The organism is Pseudomonas sp. SGAir0191 (assembly GCF_002812565.2).
GTDB lineage: Bacteria > Pseudomonadota > Gammaproteobacteria > Pseudomonadales > Pseudomonadaceae > Aquipseudomonas > Aquipseudomonas parafulva_B.
In genome coordinates, this window is sequence record NZ_CP025035.2 from 4707000 (window position 1) to 4733132 (window position 26133).

Consider the following 26133-nt stretch of genomic DNA (forward strand, 5'->3'; position numbering starts at 1 on the left):
ATGATTTTTTCACTGCCCCTGAGGTTCTTGCCCGTGAAAACCGCTGTAGCCCTCGTATCGACCAAACCCGAACCCGAGCCTGTGACCTCGCACGACGCCTGGATCGAAAAGGGCACCCCGGCGTTCATGAGAACGGTACTGGCGCTGTTCAGCGGCGGCTTCGCCACCTTTGCCCTGCTCTACTGCGTACAACCGATGATGCCCTTGCTGTCGAAGGAATTCGGCATCAACGCTGCACAGAGCAGCCTGGTGCTTTCGGTCTCCACTGGCATGCTGGCGCTTGGGCTGCTGGTCACGGGCCCGATCTCTGACCGCATCGGCCGCAAGCCAGTGATGGTGGCGGCCCTGGGCTGCGCGGCCTTGTCCACGATAGCCAGCGCGCTGATGCCGACCTGGGAGCTGGTCCTGGCAACTCGGGCCTTGGTCGGGTTGTCGTTGAGCGGGCTGGCGGCCGTGGCCATGACCTACCTCAGTGAAGAGATCCACCCACAGCACATTGGCCTGGCCATGGGCCTTTACATCGGCGGCAATGCCATCGGCGGCATGTGCGGGCGCCTGATCACAGGCGTGCTGATCGATTTCGTCAGCTGGCACGCGGCATTGCTCACCTTGGGAAGCCTGGCACTGCTGGCGGCCATCGTGTTCTGGAAGGCATTGCCCGAGTCGCGCAACTTCCAGCCCCAGACCCTGAACCCACGCACGCTGGTCAACGGGTTCCTCATGCACTTCAAGGACGCCGGCCTGCCCTGGCTGTTTCTCGAAGCCTTCCTGCTCATGGGCGCCTTCGTCACGCTGTTCAACTACATCGGCTACCGCTTGCTGGCCGAGCCTTATCACATGAATCAAGCCCTGGTGGGTTTGCTGTCGGTCGTCTACCTGTCTGGCATCTACAGTTCGGCCCAGGTGGGCGCTCTGGCCGACAGGCTGGGACGGCGCAAGGTGTTCTGGGCCAGCATCGTGGTCATGGGCGGCGGCTTGCTCATGACCCTGACCCAGCCGCTGTCGCTGATCATCCTGGGCATGCTTGTCTTCACCTTCGGCTTCTTCGGGGCCCACTCGGTGGCCAGCAGCTGGATCGGGCGCCGAGCGCTCAAAGCCAAGGGGCAGGCCTCCTCGCTGTACCTGTTCTGTTACTACGCCGGTTCAAGCGTGGCGGGCACGGCTGGCGGGGTGTTCTGGCACCATTGGGGCTGGAACGGCATTGGCCTGTTCATTGGATGCTTGCTGGCGGTGGCCCTGATGGTGGCGTTGCGCCTGAGCACCTTGGCGCCGAAGGCCGCCTGAAGAGGGGGGGAAGGCGGCAACGCAGGCAGGCCGGTTCAAGGCGCAGTGAAACCGCCGAGAGCCGGCCTGCCTGCGACAGGAACGCTGGATCAGTTGATGATCTCGACCCGGTCCACGTCGACCTCGCGGCTCATCAAGTGTTTTTCGACTTCACCGATCAGCTTGACCTTGGTCTTGTCATTGAATGGTGTGGGCGGCAGGTCCTCGTCATCGATCTCGACCGTAATGGTGCCGGTGCTGTCCTTGAATTCGTATTTGTCATCGTTGTCGAGCTTGCGGGTCACGTAGCCCTGCAAGACCACCGGCGTATCGTCCGCGGCCTCGCTGGCAGCGGCCACGGTGGCAATCGACTGCGCACCAGGGCCGGTGTAGCCGCCTGACGCCAGTGCAGCGGTGCTGAACAAGGGGGCAAGGATCAGGGCAAGGTAGCGTGCTTTCATGGGAGCGGGTCCTATCTCTGTTGGAGTAGGACCAGCCTAGCGAGCACCGCTGAATTGAAACTTAATGCGACAATCTCGCTGCACTCAGCCCCGGCCGGGCCACGCAGCGTCGTGCGCTGTCACAAGCGGCTCACAGGTGATACTGCGCCGACAGCTCGTGCACGGCGTTGATGAAAGCGCCCGCGTTTTCAGGATCGACCTCCGGCGTGATGCCGTGGCCCAGGTTGAACACATGGCCGCTGCCGTGGCCGTAGCTGGCCAGGATGCGTGCCACTTCCGCACGAATGGCCTGCGGCCGGGCATACAGGACGGTCGGGTCCATGTTGCCCTGCAAGGCGACCTTGTCACCCACCCGGCGACGGGCATCGCCGATGTCGCAGGTCCAGTCCAGCCCCAGGGCATCGGCCCCTGCTTCAGCAATGCTTTCCAGCCACAGGCCGCCATTCTTGGTGAACAGAATGACGGGGACCTTGCGCCCGTCGTGTTCGCGAATCAGGCCGCTGACGATCTTGCGCATATAGGCCAGGGAGAACTCCTGATAGGCCGCCGACGACAGGTTACCGCCCCAGGTATCGAAGATCTGCACGGCCTGGGCACCGGCCAGGATCTGCCCATTGAGGTAGGTGGTCACCGACTGCGCCAATTTGTCCAGCAACAGGTGCAGTGCCTGCGGATTGTCATAGGCCATGGCCTTGGTCTTGCGAAAATCCTTGGAAGAGCCGCCTTCGACCATGTAGGTGGCCAGGGTCCAGGGGCTGCCGGAGAAGCCGATCAGCGGCACGCGGCCGTTGAGTTCGCGGCGGATGGTACTGACCGCGTCCATCACATAGCCCAGGTCTTTCTGCGCGTCGGGAACAGGCAGCGCCTCGATGTCTGCCGGGGTGCTGACCACCTTCCTGAAACGCGGGCCTTCACCGGTTTCGAAATACAGGCCCAGGCCCATGGCGTCCGGGATGGTGAGGATGTCCGAGAACAGGATCGCCGCATCCAGCGGGTAACGGTCCAGCGGCTGCAGGGTCACTTCGCAGGCGAACTGCGGGTTCTTGCACAGGCTCATGAAGTCGCCGGCCTTGGCGCGGCTGGCGCGGTACTCCGGAAGATAGCGGCCGGCCTGGCGCATCATCCAGACCGGGGTCACGTCAACGGGTTGCTTGAGCAGAGCACGCAGGAAACGGTCGTTCTTCAGGGCAGTCATGTCGGCATCCGGAAAAATAGTGGGGGCATTTTCTCAGACACCGACATAAAAGGCACGGTCGGGGCCATGCGTTTTGTTTTTTGCGTGCTTCAGGTCAAGCATTCCCGGGCAGGTCTGGGCGCTTGTCCCTGGCAAATGAGGCCGCCCAGCGACCCCACGTGACCTGCCAGGGCGCGCTTAGACTTCCAGGTAGTCCAGGATGCCTTCGGCTGCGGTGCGCCCTTCGAAGATCGCGGTCACGACCAGGTCCGACCCGCGCACCATGTCGCCACCGGCGAACACTTTCGGGTTGCTGGTCTGGTGCTTGAACCTGCTCTTCTCCGGCGCCACCACACGGCCCTGGCTGTCGAGCTGGATATCGTGCTGCTCGAACCAGGAGGCAGGGCTAGGGCGGAAGCCGAACGCGATCACCACCGCATCGGCCGGCAGGATCTCTTCGGAGCCTGGGATCGGCTCCGGGCTACGGCGCCCACGCGCATCAGGCTCGCCCAGTCGGGTCTCGACCACCTTCACCCCCTCGACCTTGTCCTCGCCGACAATGGCGATGGGCTGGCGGTTGTAGAGGAACTTGACCCCCTCTTCCTTGGCGTTCTTCACTTCCTTGCGCGAACCCGGCATGTTGGCTTCGTCGCGGCGATAGGCACAGGTCACCGACTGGGCACCCTGGCGAATCGAGGTGCGGTTGCAGTCCATGGCCGTGTCACCACCACCCAGGACCACGACTTTCTTACCCTTCATGTCGACGAAATCTTCAGGCGACTTCTCGAAACCCAGGTTGCGGTTGACGTTGGCGATCAGGAAATCCAGAGCATCGTGCACCCCTGGCAGGTCCTCGCCAGGGAAGCCGCCTTTCATGTAGGTATAGGTGCCCATGCCCATGAAGACTGCGTCGTACTCAGCCAGCAACTGCTCCATGGTCACGTCCGTGCCCACGTTGGTGTTGAGGCGGAACTCGATACCCATGCCGGTGAAGACTTCGCGGCGATTGCTGAGCACGCTTTTCTCGAGCTTGAACTCAGGGATGCCGAAGGTCAGCAAGCCGCCGATTTCCGGGTTCTTGTCGAACACCACGGGCGTCACGCCGGCGCGCACCAGTACGTCTGCGCAGCCCAGGCCAGCCGGGCCGGCACCGATGATGGCCACGCGCTTGCCGGTTGGCTTGACCTTGGACATGTCCGGGCGCCAGCCCATGGCGAAGGCCGTGTCGGTGATGTACTTTTCCACCGAGCCGATGGTCACGGCGCCAAAACCGTCGTTCAGGGTGCAGGCACCTTCGCACAGACGGTCCTGTGGGCATACGCGCCCACAGACTTCGGGCAAGGTGTTGGTCTGGTGCGACAGCTCGGCGGCCGCCAGGATGTTGCCCTCGGACACCAGCTTCAACCAGTTGGGAATGAAGTTGTGCACGGGGCACTTCCACTCGCAATACGGGTTACCGCAGCCCAGGCAACGGTGCGCCTGTTCCACGGACTGCTGCGGCTTGAAGGGTTCGTAGATTTCCACGAACTCTTTCTTGCGCTGGCGCAGCAATTTTTTCTTCGGGTCCTTGCGGCCCACTTCGATGAACTGGAAGTCGTTATTCAGACGTTCAGCCATTTTTCAAAACCTCTTAACAGCAGCCGCACGCTACACGCTGCAAGCCGCAAGACGATCACTTGAGCCGGGCAAACCCTGGGCGGCTCCGTTCGAGCGCCCAGGGTTGGTCACGTGCAGCTGTTTACTGCGGGTTGGCGCGGGTGCTGGACAGCAGTTGCTTGAGGTTGGCCGCCTTGGGCTTGACCAACCAGAAACGTCGTACGTAGTCGTCCAGGTTTTCGGAGAGCTCGCGCCCCCACTCACTGCCGGTTTCATCCACATACTCGGCAAGAACCCGCGCCAGGTGGCTGCGGTAAGCCTCCATCGCTTCACCACTGATGCGCTGGATTTCCACCAGTTCGTGGTTGAGCTTGTCGACGAAGCTGTTGTCCATGTCGAGCACGTAGGCGAAACCGCCCGTCATGCCAGAGCCGAAGTTGTAACCGGTCTTGCCCAGGACGCAGACGAAGCCACCGGTCATGTACTCACAGCAGTGATCACCAGTGCCCTCTACCACGGCGTGGGCACCAGAGTTGCGTACAGCGAAGCGCTCGCCCGCCGTACCGGCAGCGAACAACCTGCCACCGGTAGCGCCGTACAGGCAGGTGTTGCCGACGATTGCGCTGTGCTGGGTTTCGAACGGGCTGCCAGCCGGCGGCACGATGGTAACCTTGCCACCGGTCATGCCCTTGCCGACGTAGTCGTTGGCGTCACCCTCAAGGTACAGGTTCAGGCCGCCGGCGTTCCAGACGCCGAAGCTCTGGCCTGCGGTGCCTTTGAAACGGAACGTGATCGGCGCACCGGCCATGCCCTGGTTGCCATACAACCGGGCGATTTCACCGGAGACACGCGCACCGATGGAACGGTCGCAGTTGCAGATGTCGAGCGCGAACTCGCCACCGGCCTGGTCACGCACAGCCGGCATGGCCATTTCGACCATCTTCTCGGCAAGCTCGCCCCTGTCGAAGGGCGGGTTTCTGTCCACCTCGCAGAATTGCGGCTTGTCGGCCGCAATGTGCGAGCTGCCCAACAGCGGGGTCAGGTCCAGGTGGTGCTGGCGCTCGGTGTCGCCCGGCAGTACCTCGAGCAGGTCGGTGCGCCCGATCAGCTCGCCAAGGCTGCGCACGCCAAGCCTTGCCAGCCACTCGCGGGTTTCCTCGGCAACGAAGGTAAAGAAGTTGACGACCATGTCGACCGTGCCGATGTAGTGATCCTTGCGCAGCTTGTCGTTCTGGGTCGCCACGCCGGTCGCGCAGTTGTTCAGGTGGCAGATACGCAGATACTTGCAGCCCAGCGCGATCATTGGGGCGGTGCCGAAGCCGAAGCTCTCGGCACCCAGGATGGCAGCCTTGATGACGTCCAGGCCGGTCTTGAGGCCGCCGTCAGTCTGTACCCGGACCTTGCCGCGCAAATCGTTGCCGCGCAGTGTCTGGTGAGTCTCGGCCAGGCCCAGTTCCCACGGCGCGCCCGCATACTTGATCGAGGTCAGTGGCGATGCGCCCGTGCCGCCGTCGTAGCCCGAGATGGTGATGAGGTCGGCATAGGCCTTGGCCACGCCAGCGGCGATGGTACCGACACCTGCCTCTGCCACCAGCTTGACCGAAACCAGCGCCTGCGGGTTGACCTGCTTAAGGTCATAGATCAGCTGCGCCAGGTCTTCGATCGAGTAGATGTCGTGGTGCGGTGGGGGCGAGATCAGCGTCACGCCCGGTACGGCATAGCGCAGCTTGGCGATCAGGCCGTTGACCTTGCCGCCGGGCAGCTGGCCGCCCTCGCCGGGTTTGGCGCCCTGGGCCACCTTGATCTGCAACACTTCGGCATTGACCAGGTATTCAGGGGTCACGCCAAAGCGGCCGGTCGCCACCTGCTTGATCTTGGAACTCTTGAGGGTGCCGTAGCGGGCTGGGTCTTCGCCGCCTTCGCCGGAGTTGGAGCGCGCGCCCAGGCGGTTCATCGCCTCGGCCAAGGCTTCGTGAGCCTCTGGAGACAGCGCACCCAGCGAGATACCGGCAGAATCGAAGCGCTTGAGGATGGCGTCGAGCGGCTCGATCTGCTCCAGCGGCAACGGCTGGTCGGCCACCTTGACCTTCAACAGGTCGCGAATCATCGACACCGGACGCTGGTCGACCAGCGTGGTGTACTCCTTGAACTTGGCGAAGTCGCCCTGCTGCACGGCCGCTTGCAGGGTGTTGACCACGTCGGGGTTATAGGCGTGGTATTCGCCACCGTGGACGAACTTCAGCAAGCCACCCTGCTGAATCGGCTTGCGCACGCTCCAGGCCTCGGCAGCCAACAGCTTCTGGTCACTCTCCAGATCGACGAAGCGCGCACCCTTGATACGGCTCGACACACCCTTGAAGCTCAGCCCGACCACTTCTTCGGCAAGGCCGATGGCTTCGAACAACTGGGCGCCCCGGTAGGAGGCGACCGTGGAGATGCCCATTTTCGACAGGATCTTGAGCAGGCCTTTGGAGATGCCCTTGCGGTAGTACTTGAAGACCTCGTCCAGATCGCCCAGCACTTCGCCCGTGCGGATCAGGTCGGCCAGCACTTCATAGGCCAGGTACGGGTACACAGCCGAGGCCCCGAAGCCCAGCAGCACGGCGAAGTGGTGCGGGTCGCGGGCGGTGGCGGTTTCCACCAGGATGTTGCTGTCGCAACGCAGGCCTTGCTCGGTCAAGCGGTGATGCACTGCACCTACGGCCAGCGAAGCATGCACCGGCAGCTTGCCGGGTGCGATGTGGCGGTCGCTGAGCACCAGTTGCGTCTTGCCCGCGCGCACGGCCTCTTCGGCCTGGTCGGCGATGTTGCGGATAGCCGCTTCCAGCCCGACGGCCTCTTCGTAGTTCAGATCGATCAACTGACGCTCGAAGCCGTCACGCTCCAGATTCATCAGCGAGCGCCACTTGGCCGGCGAAATGACGGGCGAGCTCAGGATGACGCGTGAGGCATGCTCTGGCGACTCCTGGAAAATGTTGCGCTCGGCGCCCAGGCAGATCTCCAGCGACATCACGATCGCTTCGCGCAATGGGTCGATCGGCGGGTTGGTGACCTGGGCGAACTGCTGGCGGAAGAAATCGTACGGCGAGCGCACGCGCTGCGACAGCACGGCCATCGGCGTGTCGTCACCCATTGAACCGACCGCCTCCTGGCCCTGCTCACCCAAGGGGCGCAGCACCTGGTCACGCTCCTCGAAGGTGACCTGGAACATCTTCATGTACTGCTTGAGCTGGTCAGCGTCGTAGCTGGCCACACCCTGGTCGTCGGTCAGGGTCGCCTGGATCCGCGTGGCGTGCTGACGCAGCCAGCGCTTGTACGGGTGGCGAGACTTGAGACGGTCATCGATGGCATCGGTGTCGAGGATCTGCCCGGTCTCGGTGTCCACCGCCAGGATCTGCCCAGGCCCGACACGGCCCTTGGCCAGTACTTCATCAGGCTGATAGCCCCACACCCCGATTTCCGAGGCAATGGTGATGTAGCCGTTGGTGGTGGTGACCCAGCGCGCCGGGCGCAGCCCATTGCGATCGAGCAGGCATACCGCGTGGCGGCCTTCGGTCATCACGATGCCGGCCGGGCCGTCCCATGGCTCCATGTGCATGGAGTTGTATTCATAGAAGGCGCGCAGGTCGGCGTCCATGGTCTCGACGTTCTGCCAGGCTGGCGGCACCAGCATGCGCACGCCACGGAACAGGTCGATACCGCCGGTCACCATCAGTTCAAGCATGTTGTCCATGCTCGAAGAGTCTGAGCCGACGCGGTTGACCAGCGGGCCGAGCTCTTCGAGGTCGGGGATCTGGTCATTGGCGAACTTGGTCCGCCGGGCCATGGCCCAGTTCCGGTTACCCGTGATGGTATTGATCTCGCCGTTATGGGCGAGGAAGCGGAAGGGCTGCGCCAGTGGCCACTTCGGCAGGGTGTTGGTGGAGAAGCGCTGGTGGAACACGCAAATCGCGGTTTGCAGGCGCTCGTCGCTCAGGTCTGGGTAGAACGCAGCCAGGTCCCGCGGCATCATCAAGCCTTTGTAGATGATGGTCTTGTGCGAGAAGCTGCAAATGTAGTGGTCGGCGTCATGGGCATTGGCTACCGACGAACGGCGACGGGCGCTGAACAGCTTGATGGCCAGTTCCTGATCGCTCAGGCCGTCGCCGCCGATGAATACTTGCTCGATCTGCGGCAAGCGTTCCAGGGCCAGGCAGCCCAGCACGCTGGTGTCGATCGGCACCTTGCGCCAGCCCACCAACTGCAGGCCGGCCGCACGGATTTCACGGTCCATGTTGGCGCGAGCCGCTTCTGCCTTTATCGGGTCCTGGTTGAAGAACACCATGCCGACGGCGTACTGCCTGGGCAATTCGACGGCAAAATGTTCCTGGGCCATGGCACGCAGGAACTGATCGGGCTTCTGCATCAGCAGCCCGCAACCGTCGCCGGTCTTGCCGTCGGCGTTGATACCGCCGCGGTGCGTCATGCAGGTCAACGCCTGCATGGCGGTTTGCAGAAGGTGATGGCTGGGCTCGCCCGTCATATGGGCGATCAGGCCAAAACCACAGTTGTCCTTGAATTCTTCGGGATGGTACAGACCTGTTTTCATAGACACATTCTCACCAGGTTCACCCCTCAACGGAGGCAAATCTCTTTTTTAACAACCACTTACCATCCACGCCGATCAAACGCCAGCTTTTTTGCGGTGGCCATGGAAAACCATTGTTGCACAGCGACAGCGACACTCACAAATTTTCATGTCTCACCATTGAAAATTTATGTCGCATTTTTGAATGTATTGATGCCACCAACCAAGTGGCGACTTTACTGGACTCTGAAGCGATTCAGCCAGAGCTGCGTGGGTGGCTTGTGGCCGACAGCCCGGGACAGAAAAGCCTGCCGCGCTTGGGCGCAGCAGGCTAGACGAAAACCAGAATTCGCTTGGCTACAGGGCAGCGGGGTGATGCTGCCCGGAAGGTATCAGCGGGCCGAAGCCAGCTCTTGTTGGACGCTGGCGACAGTACGTGGCCAAGGTTTACCAGCCTGGACCTTCGCTGGCAAGTTCTTGATGGCGGCCACCGCTGCATCGCGGTTGGCGAAGTTGCCGTAGGTGACCACGTACAGCGGCTTGCCCTGCAGGGACTTGCGGAAGTAGCGATAGTCGCCACCTTGGGCTTTCACAAAGGCCTGGGCCGACGCTTCGGAGCTAGTCCCCAGAATCTGCACCACGTAGTTGCCCGGCTTCTGGCCGGTGTACCAGGCGCTGTTGCCGCTGCCACCTGACGCTGATTTTTCAGCAGGTTTCTCGGCAGCCTTGGGCGCGGGCTTGGCCACCGCCACCTGGGTAGGTGCAGGCTCAGGCTTGGCCGGCGTGGTCTGCTTGGGCTGTTGCGTGACCGCCGGCTTGGGCGTGGAGGTAATCGGCTGGGCAGGCGCCGGCGCTGGGCCTGCAGACACGCCCTGTGGCGGTGCGATGGTGGTGACCGTAGGTGGCGGATTGCCCGGTTGCAGCGCGGTATCACCCGCCGGGCTGCCTTCTTCGCCCTCGCCCATGCCTGCTGCCTGGGCCAACGGTTCACGCATCACCGGTTGCGACTGCCCGCCCAACGGCAGGGGCTTGGGCTGGGAAGAGCCGGAGAACTCGATTGCCGCGCTGGAATTGCCGTCGCCAAGGGGCAACTGGGCTTGGGCTGCGGGTGCATCTTCAGGGGCCTTGTCGCCCTTGCGGGGCATCAACACCGCCGCGGCCACGGCGACGACGACCACGGCGGATAGCGCGAGTACGTGTTTTTTAGGCATCTTGAACCCCATGGCTGGTCGCTTTGCCGTCGTGCGGCTGGCGATCATGGCTTCGATCAGAGTGTCACGGGCAACCTGGTTGATAGTGCCAGGCCACCCATCGGCATTTTCATGGATATCGGCGATCTGCTCCCGGCTGAACACCTCGATACCCCGACCGGCACCCACCAGGCGCTGTTCGAGGTATTCGCGGGTTTCTTCCTCGCTGTACGGCGCAAGTTCAATGATGTGGAAGCGTTCTTCCTCGATATTCAACTCATCGAGCCCTGCAATCAGCGATGGCTCACCGAACAGGAAGACATGCGGACGCCCTTCGGGAACGCCTGCCGCCAATTCCAGCAACGCTTGGAGTGCCGACTCGTCCAGTTGTTCCGCATCGTCCACCAGTAGATACACTTCCTGGCCAGTCAGGGCCAGTTGCACCATCTTGGACAGGATGCTCTGTACCTGCGGCTCGGCCACATCCAGGTATTGCGCGATCTGGCCGAGAATACTGGCAGCATCGCCGGCACTGCGGGCCGACACCACGACGCTCTGCACCGACTGCTTGTTGGTGCTGGCCGCCAGCGCCTGGCGCAGCAGGGTCTTGCCGCTGCCCAGAGGCCCGGTGACCACCAGCATCAGGTGGCTGTAGCGAGCCAGGTGGTGCAGCTGTGCCAGAACCGGCTTGCGCTGGGCGGGGAAGAACTTGAAGCCCGGTACGCGTGGTGCGAACGGGTCGTGGCTCAGTTGGTAATGGTCGAGAAAGGCCTCATCGGCGTGCAAACTGGTCATTGCGCTGTCACAACCTCAAAGCTGGGCCACGATCGCGCGGTAATCCGCCGACAGCGTGGCCTGAAGAATCTCATTGGGATAGTCGTCGGTGACCACGGCCTCGCCTAGCTGGCGCAGCAGCACCAAGCGCAGACGGCCGTCCAGCACCTTCTTGTCGACCGCCATGTGTTCCATGAAATGCGCCGGAGTCATTTCCTGTGGGGGCACCACCGGCAAGCCTGCTTCCAGCAGCAAGCCAATGCCGCGGTCGCGTTCGGCCTGAGTGATCCAGCCCAGCCGCATGGACATCTCCAGCGCCATGGCCGTACCTGCTGCCACGGCTTCGCCATGCAGCCAGACGCCATAGCCCATATGGGTTTCGATGGCGTGGCCGAAGGTATGGCCAAGATTGAGCGTGGCCCGAACACCCGACTCGCGCTCGTCAGCCCCTACGACGGCTGCCTTGGCCGCGCACGAGCGACGGATGGCTTCGGTCAACGCTACTGGGTCAAGACTGCGCAGCGCCGGCATATTTTCTTCGAGCCAGGCCATGAAAGGCTTGTCACAGATCAAGCCGTATTTGATGACTTCGGCCAACCCGGCAGACAGCTCACGGGCTGGCAGGGTCCCGAGCGTCGTGGTGTCGATCACCACGGCGTTGGGCTGGTAGAACGCGCCGACCATGTTCTTGCCCAGTGGGTGATTGATGCCGGTCTTGCCGCCAACCGACGAATCCACCTGCGACAGCAGGGTGGTGGGCACCTGGATGAAATCCACACCGCGCTGATAGCACGCCGCGGCAAAACCGGCCATGTCGCCGATCACGCCGCCACCGAGGGCCACGACGGTAGTGCGCCGATCGTGGCGGGCCGTCAGCAGGCCATCGAAGATCAGCTGCAACGTTTCCCAGTTCTTGTGGGCCTCACCGTCAGGCAGTACCACCGGCAGTACGCTATAAGCCCCCAAGGTCTTGCTCAGGCGCTCCAGATAGAGCGGCGCCACAGTTTCATTGGAAACGATGGCAACCTGACGGCCCGCGATATGCGGCGTCAGCCACTCAGGCTGGTCAAGCAGGCCTTCGCCAATGTATATCGGGTAGCTGCGCTCGCCCAGGTCGACCTTCAGTGTCTGCATGTATCCCCACAATGAGCTGGTGCACGGCGCCTTTGGCAGGCAAGCCACGCGGTATCGTTGAACCTCGCCTTGGCGCAGGAGGCCGAGAATAGTCCCGGGTTAGCGGGGCGGCAACTGCTGCAGGCGCTCGAGAATGTCGATCACTACCATCCGCGGTGGCCGCTCGTCGGTTTGCACCACCAGATCGGCAATTTCACGGTAGAGCGGGTCTCGGGTTTCGAGCAAGGCGCGCAGGGTCGCCTCCGGGTTGGCGGTACGCAGCAATGGCCGGTTGCGATCGCGAGCGGTGCGGCCGACCTGCTGCTCGACCGAGGCATGCAGGTAGATCACCCGGCCGCCCTGGTGCAGCGCGCGGCGATTGGCCTCGCGCATGACAGCCCCGCCGCCGGTGGCAACGACCACGCCATCGAGGCTGCACAACTCGGCGATCATGGCCTGCTCGCGGTCACGGAAACCCGGCTCGCCTTCCTTGTCGAAGATCCACGGGATGTTGGCACCGCACCTCAGTTCGATTTCCTTGTCGGAATCCCTGAATGGCAGGCGCAGCTCTTTGGCCAATAGGCGCCCGATGGTGCTTTTACCAGCACCCATGGGCCCCACAAGTATCAAATTTCGCACAGAATCAACGACTCACAGCAATCGTCTGGTCACTCATGATACGCGGAGTCAGGAAGACCAGCAGCTCGGATTTTTTCTCTTGTAATACATCGCGTCGAAACAGCCGTCCAACATACGGCAGATCGCCAAGAAATGGCACCTTGTCCACCACATTGTTTTGCGTGGTCGAGTAAACGCCACCGATCACGATGGTCTGCCCGTTCTCGACCCTGACCTTGGCATTGACCTCGTTCTTGCGAATGGGCGGGACGTCATTCAGGGCATTGACGTAGTCAGGTTCGTCCTTGGTCACTCTCACGGTCATGACGACACTGTCATCGGGCGTGATCTGCGGCGTTACTTCCAGTGAAAGCGAAGCCTCGCGAAACGATACGGTTGTAGCGCCGTTCTTGTTGGACTGCTGGTAAGGCACCTCGGTACCTTTGAGTATCCGCGCCGTCTCCTTGTCAGCGGTCACTACCTTGGGCTGCGAGATGATCTCGCCCTCACCGCTCTTTTCCATGGCGCTGAGCTCAAGATCAAGGAGCACGTCGCCGCGCAACAGACCAACGCCAAGGCTGCTGCCCCGCTCGACGCCCAAGTCAACGAACAGGTCCTTGCCCGGTCTCGGCACGGTGCTGTACAGGTCGCCACCCCATCGCACCCCCAGGCCTTTCTGGTAGTCGACGTTGGCCTCCACGATACGGGCTTCGATCGCGACCTGACGCACGGGCACATCCAGCTGGGCGATCAGTTGCCGAATCTCGGCAAGTCGATTCGCCGGCTGGTGGACCACCAGCGTGTTGGTACGCTCATCCACACCCAGGCTGCCCCTGCCGGCAAGGATGCCGTCCTCAGACAGGCTCGCCAACAATAGCTCGGACAAATCTGCGGCCTTGGCATAGTGGATACGCATCAGTTCTCGACGCATGGGCTGTTGTTGCACGTCGAGTGAATTTGCGGTGTCCTCGAACGACTGCGCGCTCAGGGTCGAAAGCGGTGCGATCAGCAGTACATTGCCGTCCTGGCGTCGACCCAGGCCCTTGCTGCGCAATACCAGGTCGATCGCTTGATCCCAGGGGACATCTTCCAGCCGCAAGGTGACGCTCCCTTGGACGTCGTCGCTGGCGACCAGGTTGATACCGGCATGGTCGGCAAGCACCTGCAGCACGGCGCGTACCTCGACATCCTGAAAATTCAGTGACAGCCGTTCACCCTGGTAGGGGGCGGCCATTGCCGTCAACGGCAACAGCAGGGTTGCGAGTAGCCATTTCCATGTCTTGCTCATCCAGGATCAGGGCCTCCTTGCCCGCAGGTGTTGCCATAGAGATAAACGCAACGCGCTCGTGCCATGCACCGTCCATGAACCAGTGTTCGCGAATTTCCACCTGACCCGAATCGATATGTGCAACGACCCCTTGATCGCGCCCGACCCGGTCACCCAGGCGTACCCGATGAACCCTACCGGCTGCCATCAACAGCGCTTCGTGAGCCTGTGCCCGCGACAGACTGCCAACCATGCGCACCTGCGACAGCGGCACGCTTGCCAGCCCGCGATCAGGCAGTTGGTCCTGCTGCGGCCTGAATGGATCGACGTGCGGTGCCGCCACGGGCATGCGTGCCGGCAGCTGGGCCAATGCCTGTGCCGGCAGCATTGGGACGGTTGCCTGGAAGGCATCGACCTGCAGCCGCAGTTGCACCATGCCAGGCTGCCCGGTGACAGGTTCCAGGCTCATGTCGCCAGTGCGCAGCAGCCGAGCCTGGCCAAGCCACTCGAACAACCATTGCCGCACGCCGGCATACTCGCCTTTGACCCGCAGTTCCAGCGGCACCTGTTGGTAATCACCGTGGGTTTGCGCCTCTTGCACCCGCAGCAGCTCGATGAGCAAGCCGTGGGCGCGGCCCAACGCCGCGATGTGATCCACCAGGTCGCTCATGTCCTGGCCGGCGGCCATGTTCCACAGGGCCACCTGCAAGCGTTGCTCGGCCTCAGCCACCGCGGCGCGCAGGCTGTCGAGCCCCGCGCGTTCTGCGTTCAAGGCCGATTGCCGCTCATCCAGCGCCTGGGCCCTGGCCTGCTCCCGGTCCATTTGCTGCAGCGCTGCTGGCAGGCGTATCGCGCAGCCCAGGGCGAACAGACAACAGGCCAGCAGCACCGGCGCCATGCGCTTGGCCCGCACGGACTGCCCGAACGCCGACGCGCGCTCAAAGGCCGCCTGCAGTTTCATGACCAGGACGCCGCGACGCGTGCTGTCAGCAGGAACTGATCGGCACGGGGCAGGCTTTTGATCTGCTTGAGTTGCAGGTCGATCAACATGCCCGAGCGACCCAGGTCCCGCATGAACTGGGCGATCACGGCGCCAGAGGGAGCCAGGCCTGTTATCTGCAGGTGGCTGGCTTCAAATTGCAGGCCCAACAACTGCACAGTAGTTGGCAGGGCGCGCTCAAGGTCCGTGAACAACCCCTCCAGGATGCGCTGCTCAGCGCGCAGCGTCTCAAACCGGGAAAGCTGGCTCGACGACGCGGCGTGCTGGTCCTGCAGCTGTGCCCTGGACGCTGTGGGCTCACTCAGGACCGCCAATTCAGCCGCTCGCTGCTTGTTATCGGCCGCCTGCAAGTGGGCCCGTTGACGCGCCAGCTGATCGACCGTTGTCACGGCGCACAGGGCCGCCAATGCGCTTGCCAACAGCTGGTTGCGAAAGCGCCGAATGGCTGCTTGCCGCTTCCGCTCGCGCCAAGGCAGCAGGTTGAACCGGATCATGCCCGCAACCCTCCTGCCGCCAGCGTGCTGGCAAGCAGCATGGGGCCGCCGAGACATTCGAGCCCGCCGGGTGCAGGCAACGGCCGGCAACGTACGTTGAGCCTTTCGCTCATCGCTTGCAGGTGCCGATGGGTCATGCAGGCACCGCTTGACACCCACAGGCCTGCCGGCAGCCCCTGCGACACGAGCGCCGCGACAACCTGCTCTGGCAACTCGCCCGGCAGCAGGGGTTCAGTCGCCGTCCACTCCCATCGCTGGCAGACGCCCTGGGGTTGCCAGCGATGCAGCACAATGTTTTGCCGATCGATCCGCAACAAGGCGGCCTGATCCGAAAATGCAAGCGGTAACAGGCGGGCAAGGGCGATTGTGTCGACCTCGACGGCTTCCAATTGCAGCCCCGCTTGCGTCACCATCGATTGCACCAGTGCCAGCGTGCTTTGCCGGCAAGCCGCCACCATCACGTCAATACTGTTCGGCTCATCAAGGCTGGGACCCAGCACATGAAAATCCATGGCCAAGTCATCCAGTGCAAAAGGCAGTAGCCGCTCGGCTTCGGCGAGCAACTGCGCTTCGATCTGTTCCTCACAAGCCTGGCGCGGCAGGCGGCACGGCTTGCAGATCACCTGGTCGGCTGGCAGCGCCATGGCCACTCGATGCTGGCGTAGACCGTGACGTTCGAAGGCGCGCCGCAGCGCAGCTGCAGCATGTGCTGGCTGGGCCATCCAAGTGGTGGCCGCTGGCTGTCGGTAGGATTCCTGTGTCTGGCACAGCACCTCAAAGCCCCGCTTGCGTTTACGCAACTGCACCACCCGCACCGCATTCTCGACGATTTCAATCCCTGTAAATGAACCGGCACCCTTGCTAAAGCGTCCAAGCATCGCGGCCTCCCTGCGCTCGATACCCCCTGGGGCGTTCCCTGAACCCGGCCGCCGCCAGACGACGAGCAGCCCGGGCGGTAACCCCGGCGTGGCGAAAAATGCTTATAATGCCCGGCGTTTTCCGGCCCGCCGGGCCTGCGTGCAATCCATTCACAACCTGGACACCGAAAAGCCTTGATACGTCTGCTTAAGTTCTTCTGGTGGTCTTCCGTCGCAGCCATCTGCGCGCTCGTACTCGGTGTGAGCGGTGCGTTTCTGTATCTTAGCCCCAACCTGCCTTCGGTCGATTCGCTCAGAAGCATCCAGTTGCAGATCCCCCTCAAGGTGTTCAGCAGCGACGGTAAGCTGATCGCCGAATTTGGCGAAATGCGCCGTTCCCCGATCCGCTTCTCGGAGATTCCGCCACAGTTCATTCAGGCACTTCTGTCCGCCGAGGACGACAATTTCCTCAACCACTATGGCGTCGACCCCAGCAGCCTGATGCGCGCGGCCACACAGCTGGTCAAGACCGGCCATATCCAGACCGGTGGCAGCACTATCACCATGCAGGTGGCGAAGAACTTCTTCCTGACCAGCGAACGCAGTTTCTCGCGCAAGACCAACGAGATTTTGCTGGCACTGCAGATCGAGCGCGAGCTGACCAAGGACGAAATTCTTGAGCTGTACGTGAACAAGATCTACCTGGGCAACCGCGCGTACGGCATCGATGCCGCCGCCCAGGTTTACTACGGCAAGTCGATCCGTGACGTGAGCCTGGCGCAGATGGCGATGATCGCGGGCCTGCCCAAGGCGCCGTCACGCTTCAACCCGCTGGCCAACCCGGTCCGCGCCAAGGAGCGCCGTGACTGGATCCTGGGCCGCATGTACAAGCTCGGCAAGATCGACGAGGCAAGCTACCAGGCCGCCCTGGCCGAACCGCTGAACGCCCGCTATCACGTGCCCACGCCGGAGGTGAATGCGCCCTTCGTCGCCGAAATGGCCCGCGCCGAGATGGTCGGCCGCTACGGCAGCGACGCCTACACCGAAGGCTTGCGCGTGACCACCACCGTGCCGAGCGACACCCAGGAAATCGCCAACAAGGCGGTGCTCAAGGGGTTGACCGACTACGATCAGCGCCATGGCTACCGCGGCCCCGAGGCGCGATTCCCTGGGCGCACCGTGGCGGCCTGGAGCCACGAATTGGCCAGGCAGCGCACACTGGGTGGACTGGAACCGGCCATCGTTACCCGCGTCGAGAAGACCGGCATTCAAGTGCTGACCCGCAACGGCAAGGAACAGACCGTGGCCTGGGATACCATGAAGTGGGCGCGTCCGTTCATCAACACCAATGCCCAGGGCCGTGCACCTCAGTCGCCGGCAGACGTTGCCCAGGTCGGCGATCTGGTGCGCCTGCAGCGCCTGGATGACGGGTCGTTGAAATTCAGCCAGGTGCCCAGCGCCCAGAGCGCGCTCGTCACCCTGGACCCAACCAGCGGCGCCATCCGTGCACTGGTCGGCGGCTTCTCGTTCGAGCAGAGCAACTATAACCGTGCCATGCAGGCCAAGCGCCAGCCTGGTTCGAGTTTCAAGCCCTTCATCTACAGCGCAGCGCTCGACAGCGGCTACACCGCTTCCAGCCTGGTCAACGACGCGCCGATCGTGTTCGTCGACGAATCGGTGGACAAGGTCTGGCGCCCCAAGAACGACACCAATACGTTCCTCGGCCCGATTCGCATGCGCGAAGCCCTGTACAAGTCACGTAACCTGGTTTCGATCCGGTTGCTGCAGGCCATGGGCATCGACCGCACCATCGACTACATCGCCAAGTTCGGTTTCAACAAGCAGGACCTGCCCCGTAACCTGTCGCTGGCACTGGGTACCGCCACCCTGACGCCGATGGAAATCGCCACCGGCTGGAGTACGTTCGCCAATGGCGGCTACAAGATCTCGCCCTACCTGATCGACCGTATCGAGAGCCGCAATGGCGAGACGCTGTTCACGGCCAACCCGCCACGCGTTCTCCAGGGTTCGGAAGACAACGCCGGGCTGGCCGCTCCCGAGCAGCCCATCAGCACTGGGCAGGTTCCAGGTGAGCCCGCCGGCTCGTTCGACCAGGCGCCCGCACCACAAGCCCCGGCAGTGGCCGAGCGCATCATCGACGGCCGTACCACCTACATCCTCACCAGCATGCTGCAGGACGTCATCAAGCGCGGTACGGGCCGCCGAGCCCTGGCACTGGGACGCACCGACCTGGCAGGCAAGACCGGTACCACCAACGAATCCAAGGATGCCTGGTTCTCTGGCTACAACGCCGACTACGTGACCACGGTATGGGTTGGTTTCGATCAGCCCGAAACCTTGGGTCGTCGGGAATACGGTGGCACTGCCGCACTGCCGATCTGGATGGGCTTCATGGGCCCTGCCCTGCAAGGCCGGCCGGAGCACCCGCCCGCGCAGCCTGAAGGCATCCTGAGCCTGCGGGTCGATCCGGTCAGTGGCCGGGCTGCCTCGGCAAGTACGCCCAATGCCTATTTCGAGCTGTTCAAGGCAGAGGACTCGCCACCCTCGGTGGATGAACTGGGTAACGGGACTGCACCGGGTAGCCCGCTTCCAGCCGATGAAGCAACGCCAATGGATCTCTTCTGATATCCAACCGGAACCCTGACAGGGCTGCAACGCGGCCCTGGCATTAGGCGCGATGCCGGCGATTTCCCGCGAACCCTTCGTTTTTCCAGCCATGAAAAAACCCGGCAGTCATGGCTTGATGCTGTCTTGATATCGTTGGGGCCGCTTCGCGGCCCATCGCGGCACAAGGCCGCTCCTACAAAGTTCCGCGAAACCGTCAACTCAGACTTCACGCGATCAATGTAGGAGCGGCCTTGTGCCGCGATGGGCTGCGAAGCAGCCCCACGTATACAGCATCAGGCCATGACAGCCGGGTTAGTTAGTGCAGAACGACGATCAGCCGTTGAACACGTCGTCAACGTTCTTGAGCGGGTAATGCTTCGGATACGGCAGCGTAGCGACGCCCGACTCGATGGCAGCCTTGGCCACGGCGTCGGAGACGACTGTGATCAGGCGTGCATCCAGCGGCTTGGGAATGATGTACTCACGGCCGAATTCCAGGCCATCCACACCGTAGGCTTCGCACACTTCCTTGGGAACCGGCTGCTTGGCCAGGTCTTTCAGGGCGATGGCCGCAGCGATCTTCATTTCTTCGTTGATACGCTTGGCTCGAACGTCCAGCGCGCCGCGGAAGATGAACGGGAAGCCCAGTACGTTGTTGACCTGGTTCGGATAGTCGGAACGACCAGTGGCCATGATCACGTCGTCGCGCGTGGCATGGGCCAACTCAGGGGCGATCTCGGGATCGGGGTTCGAGCAGGCGAACACGATCGGGTTGGCGGCCATCGACTTCAGGCCTTCAGCGCTCAACAGGTTCGGACCGGACAGGCCCACGAACACGTCAGCACCCTCGAGGGCATCGGCCAGGGTACGTTTGTCGGTCGCGTGCGCGAACTGCGCCTTGTACTGGTTCAGGTCGTCACGGCCAGCGTGGATAACGCCGCTGCGGTCGATCATGAAGATGTTCTCGACCTTGGCACCCATGCTGACCAGCAGCTTCATGCAGGAAATGGCCGCTGCACCAGCGCCCAGGCAGACGATCTTGGCGTCTTCGAGGGTCTTGCCAGCGATTTCCAAGGCGTTGATCATGCCGGCGGCCGTTACGATGGCGGTGCCGTGCTGGTCATCGTGGAAGACCGGAATGTCGCACTGCTCGATCAGGGTGCGTTCGATCTCGAAGCACTCTGGCGCCTTGATGTCTTCAAGGTTGATGCCACCGAAGGTGATCGAAATGCGGCGTACCGTATCGATGAACGCCTGCGGACTCTCGGACTCGACTTCGATGTCGAACACATCGATACCGGCGAAACGCTTGAACAGAACACCCTTGCCTTCCATGACAGGCTTGGACGCCAGCGGACCCAGATCGCCAAGACCGAGAATGGCAGTACCATCGGAAATCACGGCAACCAGGTTGCCTTTGCCGGTGTACTTGTAGGCCAGCTCCGGATCACGACCGATCTCACGCACAGGCTCTGCCACACCTGGGCTGTAAGCCAAGGCGAGGTCACGGGCGGTGGCGGTGGGCTTGGAGAGCTCGACGCTCAGTTTCCCTGGACGAGGGTGAGCGTGATATTCGAGAGCGGCGGTTTTCAGGTCTGACATGTTGGGCATTCCGCTATTGGCTGTTCTGACGGACCGCCGAGGATACGCAAAGAGTCCAGCCGTCACAAGACTGGCCGGTCACTCGTGTCAAGGCCTCTAGCCTAAGACTTTATGCTACAACCCACGGGGCATGCAGGCTTCAGTGTGTACAATCTTCTGTAGAAATGTCTACATCTTTTATCTCTGTACACGGTCGAGCATGCTGACGTCTGTGAGAGTCAGCTGCCAGCGTCGCTGACCTGACGTGTAGGAAGCCTTACGTGATCCGCTGCGAATCCAACCCCTGGCCTCGACCTTTTGCCCCTTGAGGTTATCGAAGAAACCTGTGGGGAATGCACGGCGCAGACGAGCGGGTATATGAAGCGTCACGGCGCTGTCGAGGGTCACTCGAATGCCCGCGCGGCTCCGTTCGATGGCGGTGACGCGGCCTGACACCAGCGCAAAACCTGGCTTGCGCACTGCATGGGCGGGCACCACCGGTGAGCGCTTCCACACACCGACAGCCGCCTGACGCGCAACTGACTCGGCACTTTGCTGGCAGCGGCTGAGCTCAGTATTGGGTGCGAAGGCGATGCGGTATGCAAGGCCTTCGCTGAGCAGCTGCGCCTCAACGTTATGCCCCTCATGGCTGTACAGGTGGGCCAGCGTGCGACCGTACCGGTCTTTGCCTTCCTTACCGCGTACCAAGCCAACGCGCCCGTCACTGGCCTTGATCAATGCTTGCAAGCGTTTTCGGGCAGCCTGGGCAAAAGGCTCATCCGCTTGCCCCTTGCGGCCGATTTCGGGGGCATTGATCCCGATCAGACGCACACTGCGGCCATCGACCAAGCGCACGGTGTCGCCATCGACCACATGCCGTACGGCGACCCATTGCGCACGTGCCGGGGGCGGGCAGAAAGCCAGCGCCTGGGATGCCCAGCAAACGAGCATAAAAAAAGCGCCCACAAGGGGCGCTTTTCTCTGCAACGCTGCGAAACCCAAAGGGTTCGCCACGCGCATCAGTCTTTCTTGGTACCGAACATGCCGAAGCGATCGGCGAACTTCTGTACGCGGCCGCCGGTGTCCAGGACTTTCTGCTTACCGGTGTAGAAAGGGTGGCACAGGTTGCAAACGTCGATCGACAGGGTATCGCCCAGGGTCGAACGGGTTTCGAATTTGTTGCCGCAGCTGCAGGTGACAGCAACTTCTTCGTAGTTCGGATGGATATCAGCTTTCATGGTCACTTCCTCGAGCTGCGTGCCGCCACCCAACACCAATTGTTGAATACCGCACGTAATTAGGCGGCAAATCATACCAGAGCATGGCGCCAGCGCAAGTTGTCGCTTGTACCGACCGTCGTCTGCTAGGCTCGCCAGTTCTGAAACGCCCCCGAGACCATTCGCGTGCCCGACGTCATCCTGCGCCTTGCCCTGCCCTCCCCGCTGCGCCGCCTGTTCGACTACAAGGCGCCGGTCGGCATGGCGAACCAGACATGGATGCCTGGCATGCGCCTGCGCGTGCCGTTCGGGCGGCGCGAGATGATCGGCGTCCTGGTAGAAGCGGGTGCCGAAAGCGAGGTGCCGGCTGACAAGCTCAAGCCCGCCAGCGCCCTGCTCGACCCGGTATCGCCCATTCCAGCCTCGCTGTTCAAGCTGTGCCTGTGGACCGCCCAGTACTACCAGCACAGCCTGGGTGACACCTTGAGCTGGGCGCTTCCTACCCTGCTGCGTCAGGGTGAACCTGCCGAGATGCGTCAGGAACGCTTTTGGCATGCAGCGCCGGGCGCTCGCCTTGAAGACCCGCGCATCGCGCGTGCACCTCGCCAACGCGATGCGCTCAAGACCCTGGCTCAGCACCCGCATGGGGTGGCCCACAGCGTGCTGTCGAAGCTCAACCTCAACAAGGACAGCCTTGACCTGCTGTTGGCCAAAGAGCTGGTGTGCGTGGAAATACGCCGCCAACGCCCGGCCGAACGGCGTGAGCATTGGCTGGCCCAATCGGAATTGCCCCTGAACGAAGAACAGCGTGATGCCTTCGATGCCGTGCTCGGCGGTTTCGGGCAGTTCGGCGCTTTTCTGCTGGCGGGCGTCACAGGAAGCGGCAAGACCGAGGTTTACCTGCAACTGATTCGCGAAACGCTCGAAGCAGGCAAGCAAGCCCTGGTATTGATCCCGGAGATCAACCTGGGGCCGCAGACACTGGCGCGTTTCGAGCAGCGCTTCAACGCCCGCATTGCCCTCGTGCACTCGAACGTCAGCGACCGTGAGCGCCTCGATGCCTGGCTGGCGGCGCGTGACGGCGAGGCAGACATCATCATCGGCACACGCTCGGCCTTGTTCACGCCCATGAAGAACCCGGGCCTGATCATCATCGACGAGGAACACGACGGCTCTTATAAGCAGCAGGAGGGCCTGCGCTACCACGCCAGGGATCTGGCGCTGGTGCGCGCGCATCAGGAGAACGTGCCGATCGTGCTTGGCTCGGCCACGCCCTCCCTGGAAACCCTGCACAATGCAGTAAGCGGCCGCTATCGGCTACTGCACATGACTCAGCGCGCAGGCGGTGCGCGTGCACCACGCATGTTGCGCCTGGACGTGAAAAGCCTGCCGCTGGACAGCGGCATCAGCGGCCCGCTGCAGCAGGCCATTGGTCAGACCCTGGAGGCGGGACAGCAGGTACTGGTGTTCCTCAATCGCCGTGGCTTCGCGCCAACCCTGTTGTGTCACGATTGCGGCTGGCTGTCCGAATGCCCACGGTGCGATGCGCGCATGACGGTCCACCAGCGCTCCGGCGTGCTGCGCTGCCACCACTGCGGCTACGACGAGCGGCTGCCGCATCATTGCCCACAATGCAAGCACGTGGACCTGCGCCCTGTCGGGGCCGGCACCGAGCGCGCCGAAGAGCGCCTGAAGGTGTTGTTCCCGGATTATCCCGTGCTGCGCGTGGACCGCGACAGCACCTCGCGCAAGGACGCGATGCACCAACTGTTCACAACCATTCAACGCGGCCAGCCAAGCCTGCTGGTCGGTACGCAGATGCTCGCCAAAGGGCATCACTTCCCCCGGGTGACGCTGGTTGCCATTCTCGATGCCGATGGCGGTCTGTTTTCCGGGGACTTCCGCGCCAGTGAACGCATGGCCCAATTGATCGTACAGGTCGCTGGCCGTGCAGGACGGGCGGAAGAGCCCGGCAAAGTCATCATTCAGACGCACTTGGCAGACCACCCTTTGCTGGTTCAACTGACCGAGCAGGGCTATTTTGCCTTCGCCAAACAGGCGCTCGACGAACGCCGCTCCGCCGGTTTACCGCCCTTTTCGCACTTGGCCCTGTTGCGCGCCGAAGCGCACAAGCCGGGGCAGGCCGAGGCGTTTCTGGATGAAGCCTGCACAGCGGCCGAGCGCCTGATGGCGCAGCAGCGCCTGCCCGGCATCGAACTGCTTGGCCCGGTACCGGCGCCCATGGAGCGCCGAGCGGGGCGCTTTCGCGCACAACTGTTGTTGCAGGCCAGTACCCGTGCCCCTCTGCACCGCCTCATCAGCGCCTGGCTACTGGTGCTGGAGCAACTGCCAAGCGGGCGCCAGGTACGCTGGTCGGTGGACGTCGACCCGGTGGATCTTTACTGAAGGCACGTTTGAAGCGCCACGCCGCGCGCGGCGTGGCTGCATCAGGACCCAGCGAAGGCTTTCAAGTTGCTCCGTGCCTGGGCACGTGCCTGCCAAAGGTTGGCAACGCGCGCCCAGCCACGGATAATGCCCAGTTTTTCCACCAGCGCATCCAGGCGCCCGCCGCGCTTGCGGTCGAAAAGAGATTCCTATGAAAGACACCATTCGCCAGCTGATCCAGCAAGCCCTCACCCAACTCGTCAACGACGGTGTGTTGCCTGACGGGCTGTCGCCGGCGATCCAGGTGGAAAACGCCAGGGACAAGACCCACGGCGATTTCGCCAGCAACATTGCCATGATGCTGGCCAAGCCGGCCGGTATGAAGCCGCGTGACCTGGCCGAAAAACTGATCCAGGCCCTGCCGGCCAGCGCCGACATCAGCAAGGTCGAGATCGCAGGTCCGGGCTTTCTGAACTTCTTCCAGAACACCGCTGCGCTGGCCGCCCGCCTGGACGCAGCGCTTGATGATCCTCGGCTTGGCGCGCGCAAGGCTGGCCCTGCGCAGAAGGTGGTGGTCGACCTGTCGGCGCCGAACCTCGCCAAGGAAATGCACGTTGGTCACCTGCGCTCGACCATCATTGGCGACAGCGTGGCGCGGGTACTCGAGTTCCTGGGTGACCAGGTGATCCGCCAGAACCACGTAGGCGACTGGGGCACCCAGTTCGGCATGCTGCTGGCATACCTCGAAGAAAACCCGATCACCAGCGACGAACTCTCCGACCTGGAAAACTTCTACCGTGCGGCCAAGAAGCGCTTCGACGAATCCGAAGCCTTCGCCACGCGCGCGCGCGGGTTGGTGGTCAAGCTGCAGGCGGGTGACCCTGACTGCCTGGCCCTGTGGACACGGTTCAAGGACATCTCGCTGTCGCACTGCCAGAAGACCTACGAACTGCTCAACGTCAAGCTGACCATGGCTGACGTCATGGGCGAAAGCGCCTACAACGATGACCTGGCCAATGTCGTCGCCGAACTCAAGGCCAAGGGCCTGTTGGTCGAAGACCAGGGTGCCCAGTGCGTGTTCCTGGAGGAGTTCAAGAACAGCGAAGGCGAACCGCTGCCCGTGATCGTGCAGAAGGCCGATGGTGGCTACCTGTACGCGACCACGGACCTTGCCGCGGTGCGCTACCGCAGCAATGTGCTCAAGGCAGATCGCGCCCTGTATTTCGTCGACCAACGCCAGGCGCTGCACTTCAACCAGGTATTCGAAGTCGCTCGCCGCGCCGGCTTCCTCGGGCACCCGATGCAGATGGAGCACATGGGCTTCGGCACCATGAACGGCGCCGACGGCCGCCCGTTCAAGACCCGTGACGGCGGCACGGTCAAGTTGATCGACCTGCTCAACGAAGCCAAGGACCGTGCGTATGCGCTGGTGAAGGAAAAAAACCCAGGCCTGCCCGAAGACGACCTGCGTCGCATCGGTGAGGTGGTGGGTATCGGTGCGGTGAAATATGCCGACCTGTCCAAGCACCGTACCAGCGACTACAGCTTCAACTTCGAGTTGATGCTCAACTTCGAAGGCAATACGGCCCCCTACCTGCTGTACGCCTACACCCGTGTGGCCGGGGTGTTCCGCAAGCTGGGCAAGGGCTTTGACGAAGTCGAAGGCACTATCGTGCTGCAAGCGCCTCACGAGCAGGACCTGGCCGCGCGCCTGGCCCAGTTCGGGGAAATTCTCAACAACGTAGCCGACAAGGGCACGCCACACGTCTTGTGCAGCTACCTGTACGACCTGGCAGGCCTGTTCTCCAGCTTCTATGAAAATTGCCCGATCCTGGCTGCCGAGACGCCCGAGCAGCAACAAAGCCGCCTGCGTCTGGCAGCGCTGACCGGGCGCACCCTCAAGCAAGGTCTGCAACTGCTCGGCCTGGAAACTCTGGAGCGCATGTAA

The 26133-nt window shown here is 62.7% G+C and carries 18 protein-coding genes; 4 read left to right on the forward strand and 14 right to left on the reverse strand.

The features are described 5' to 3' along the window. Positions 1 to 126 precede the first annotated feature (126 nt). Positions 127 to 1284 carry an MFS transporter gene (locus CWR53_RS21145; protein ID WP_241493063.1) on the forward strand — a complete coding sequence of 386 codons (1158 nt, stop codon included), beginning with the start codon at positions 127 to 129 and terminating at the stop codon, positions 1282 to 1284. Between the two features lie 89 nt (positions 1285 to 1373). Here CWR53_RS21145 and CWR53_RS21150 read toward each other — a convergent pair whose 3' ends face one another. The 11 genes from CWR53_RS21150 to pilM form a co-directional block, all read right to left on the reverse strand. Continuing rightward, positions 1374 to 1724, reverse strand: coding sequence for a YgiW/YdeI family stress tolerance OB fold protein (locus tag CWR53_RS21150; protein WP_058602925.1), 351 nt, complete (start codon positions 1722 to 1724; stop codon positions 1374 to 1376). 130 nt (positions 1725 to 1854) lie between these two features. Next, positions 1855 to 2919, reverse strand: coding sequence for a uroporphyrinogen decarboxylase (gene hemE, locus CWR53_RS21155; RefSeq protein ID WP_058602924.1), 1065 nt, complete (start codon positions 2917 to 2919; stop codon positions 1855 to 1857). Between the two features lie 177 nt (positions 2920 to 3096). Next, positions 3097 to 4515 (reverse strand): FAD-dependent oxidoreductase, encoded by a 1419-nt coding sequence (locus CWR53_RS21160; RefSeq protein ID WP_058602923.1) that lies wholly within the window; start codon positions 4513 to 4515, stop codon positions 3097 to 3099. A gap of 121 nt (positions 4516 to 4636) precedes the next feature. Beyond that, positions 4637 to 9082 (reverse strand): glutamate synthase large subunit, encoded by a 4446-nt coding sequence (gene gltB / locus CWR53_RS21165; RefSeq protein WP_100852422.1) that lies wholly within the window; start codon positions 9080 to 9082, stop codon positions 4637 to 4639. Between the two features lie 371 nt (positions 9083 to 9453). After that, entirely contained in the window at positions 9454 to 11046 is a 1593-nt protein-coding gene (locus CWR53_RS21170; RefSeq protein WP_100852423.1) for an SPOR domain-containing protein, read from the reverse strand. 15 nt (positions 11047 to 11061) lie between these two features. Continuing rightward, complete coding sequence (gene aroB / locus CWR53_RS21175) at positions 11062 to 12159, reverse strand: 3-dehydroquinate synthase (protein ID WP_058602920.1); 1098 nt, start codon at positions 12157 to 12159, stop codon at positions 11062 to 11064. A 99-nt stretch (positions 12160 to 12258) separates the two neighbouring features. Then, positions 12259 to 12777: a shikimate kinase AroK gene (gene aroK / locus CWR53_RS21180; RefSeq protein ID WP_027913510.1), complete on the reverse strand. Its 519-nt coding sequence runs from the start codon at positions 12775 to 12777 to the stop codon at positions 12259 to 12261. 4 nt (positions 12778 to 12781) lie between these two features. Next, on the reverse strand, positions 12782 to 14044 hold the full coding sequence (locus tag CWR53_RS21185) for a type IV pilus secretin PilQ (RefSeq protein ID WP_100852424.1): 1263 nt from the start codon (positions 14042 to 14044) through the stop codon (positions 12782 to 12784). Further along, positions 13968 to 14984, reverse strand: coding sequence for a pilus assembly protein PilP (locus CWR53_RS21190; RefSeq protein ID WP_100852425.1), 1017 nt, complete (start codon positions 14982 to 14984; stop codon positions 13968 to 13970). The genes CWR53_RS21185 and CWR53_RS21190 overlap by 77 nt, the downstream gene beginning before the upstream one ends. Next, positions 14981 to 15517, reverse strand: coding sequence for a PilN domain-containing protein (locus CWR53_RS21195; protein ID WP_100852426.1), 537 nt, complete (start codon positions 15515 to 15517; stop codon positions 14981 to 14983). The genes CWR53_RS21190 and CWR53_RS21195 overlap by 4 nt, the downstream gene beginning before the upstream one ends. Next, positions 15514 to 16395 (reverse strand): type IV pilus biogenesis protein PilM, encoded by an 882-nt coding sequence (pilM, locus tag CWR53_RS21200; protein WP_100852427.1) that lies wholly within the window; start codon positions 16393 to 16395, stop codon positions 15514 to 15516. The genes CWR53_RS21195 and pilM overlap by 4 nt, the downstream gene beginning before the upstream one ends. Positions 16396 to 16569: 174 nt before the next feature. On the opposite strand from pilM, the gene CWR53_RS21205 reads away from it, so the two are divergent. Further along, the gene (locus tag CWR53_RS21205) at positions 16570 to 19020 is read left to right on the forward strand and encodes a penicillin-binding protein 1A (protein ID WP_100852428.1); all 2451 of its coding nucleotides are present in this window, start codon (positions 16570 to 16572) and stop codon (positions 19018 to 19020) included. Positions 19021 to 19335: 315 nt separating this feature from the next. Here the strand turns inward: CWR53_RS21205 and CWR53_RS21210 are convergent, their stop codons facing one another. The 3 genes from CWR53_RS21210 to rpmE all read right to left on the reverse strand — a co-directional run bounded on the left by CWR53_RS21210 (position 19336) and on the right by rpmE (position 21821). Continuing rightward, positions 19336 to 20604, reverse strand: a complete 1269-nt coding sequence (locus CWR53_RS21210; protein WP_023532374.1) for a malic enzyme-like NAD(P)-binding protein — start codon at positions 20602 to 20604, stop codon at positions 19336 to 19338. Between the two features lie 177 nt (positions 20605 to 20781). Beyond that, positions 20782 to 21603 carry a thermonuclease family protein gene (locus CWR53_RS21215; RefSeq protein WP_058602913.1) on the reverse strand — a complete coding sequence of 274 codons (822 nt, stop codon included), beginning with the start codon at positions 21601 to 21603 and terminating at the stop codon, positions 20782 to 20784. Next, positions 21603 to 21821: a 50S ribosomal protein L31 gene (gene rpmE / locus CWR53_RS21220; RefSeq protein WP_058602912.1), complete on the reverse strand. Its 219-nt coding sequence runs from the start codon at positions 21819 to 21821 to the stop codon at positions 21603 to 21605. Before rpmE ends, CWR53_RS21215 begins: the two co-directional genes overlap by 1 nt. A gap of 165 nt (positions 21822 to 21986) precedes the next feature. Here rpmE and CWR53_RS21225 point away from each other — a divergent pair, with 165 nt between their 5' ends. Beyond that, the gene (locus CWR53_RS21225; protein ID WP_100852429.1) at positions 21987 to 24206 is read left to right on the forward strand and encodes a primosomal protein N'; all 2220 of its coding nucleotides are present in this window, start codon (positions 21987 to 21989) and stop codon (positions 24204 to 24206) included. Positions 24207 to 24396: 190 nt separating this feature from the next. After that, positions 24397 to 26133 (forward strand): arginine--tRNA ligase, encoded by a 1737-nt coding sequence (gene argS / locus CWR53_RS21230; protein WP_058602910.1) that lies wholly within the window; start codon positions 24397 to 24399, stop codon positions 26131 to 26133.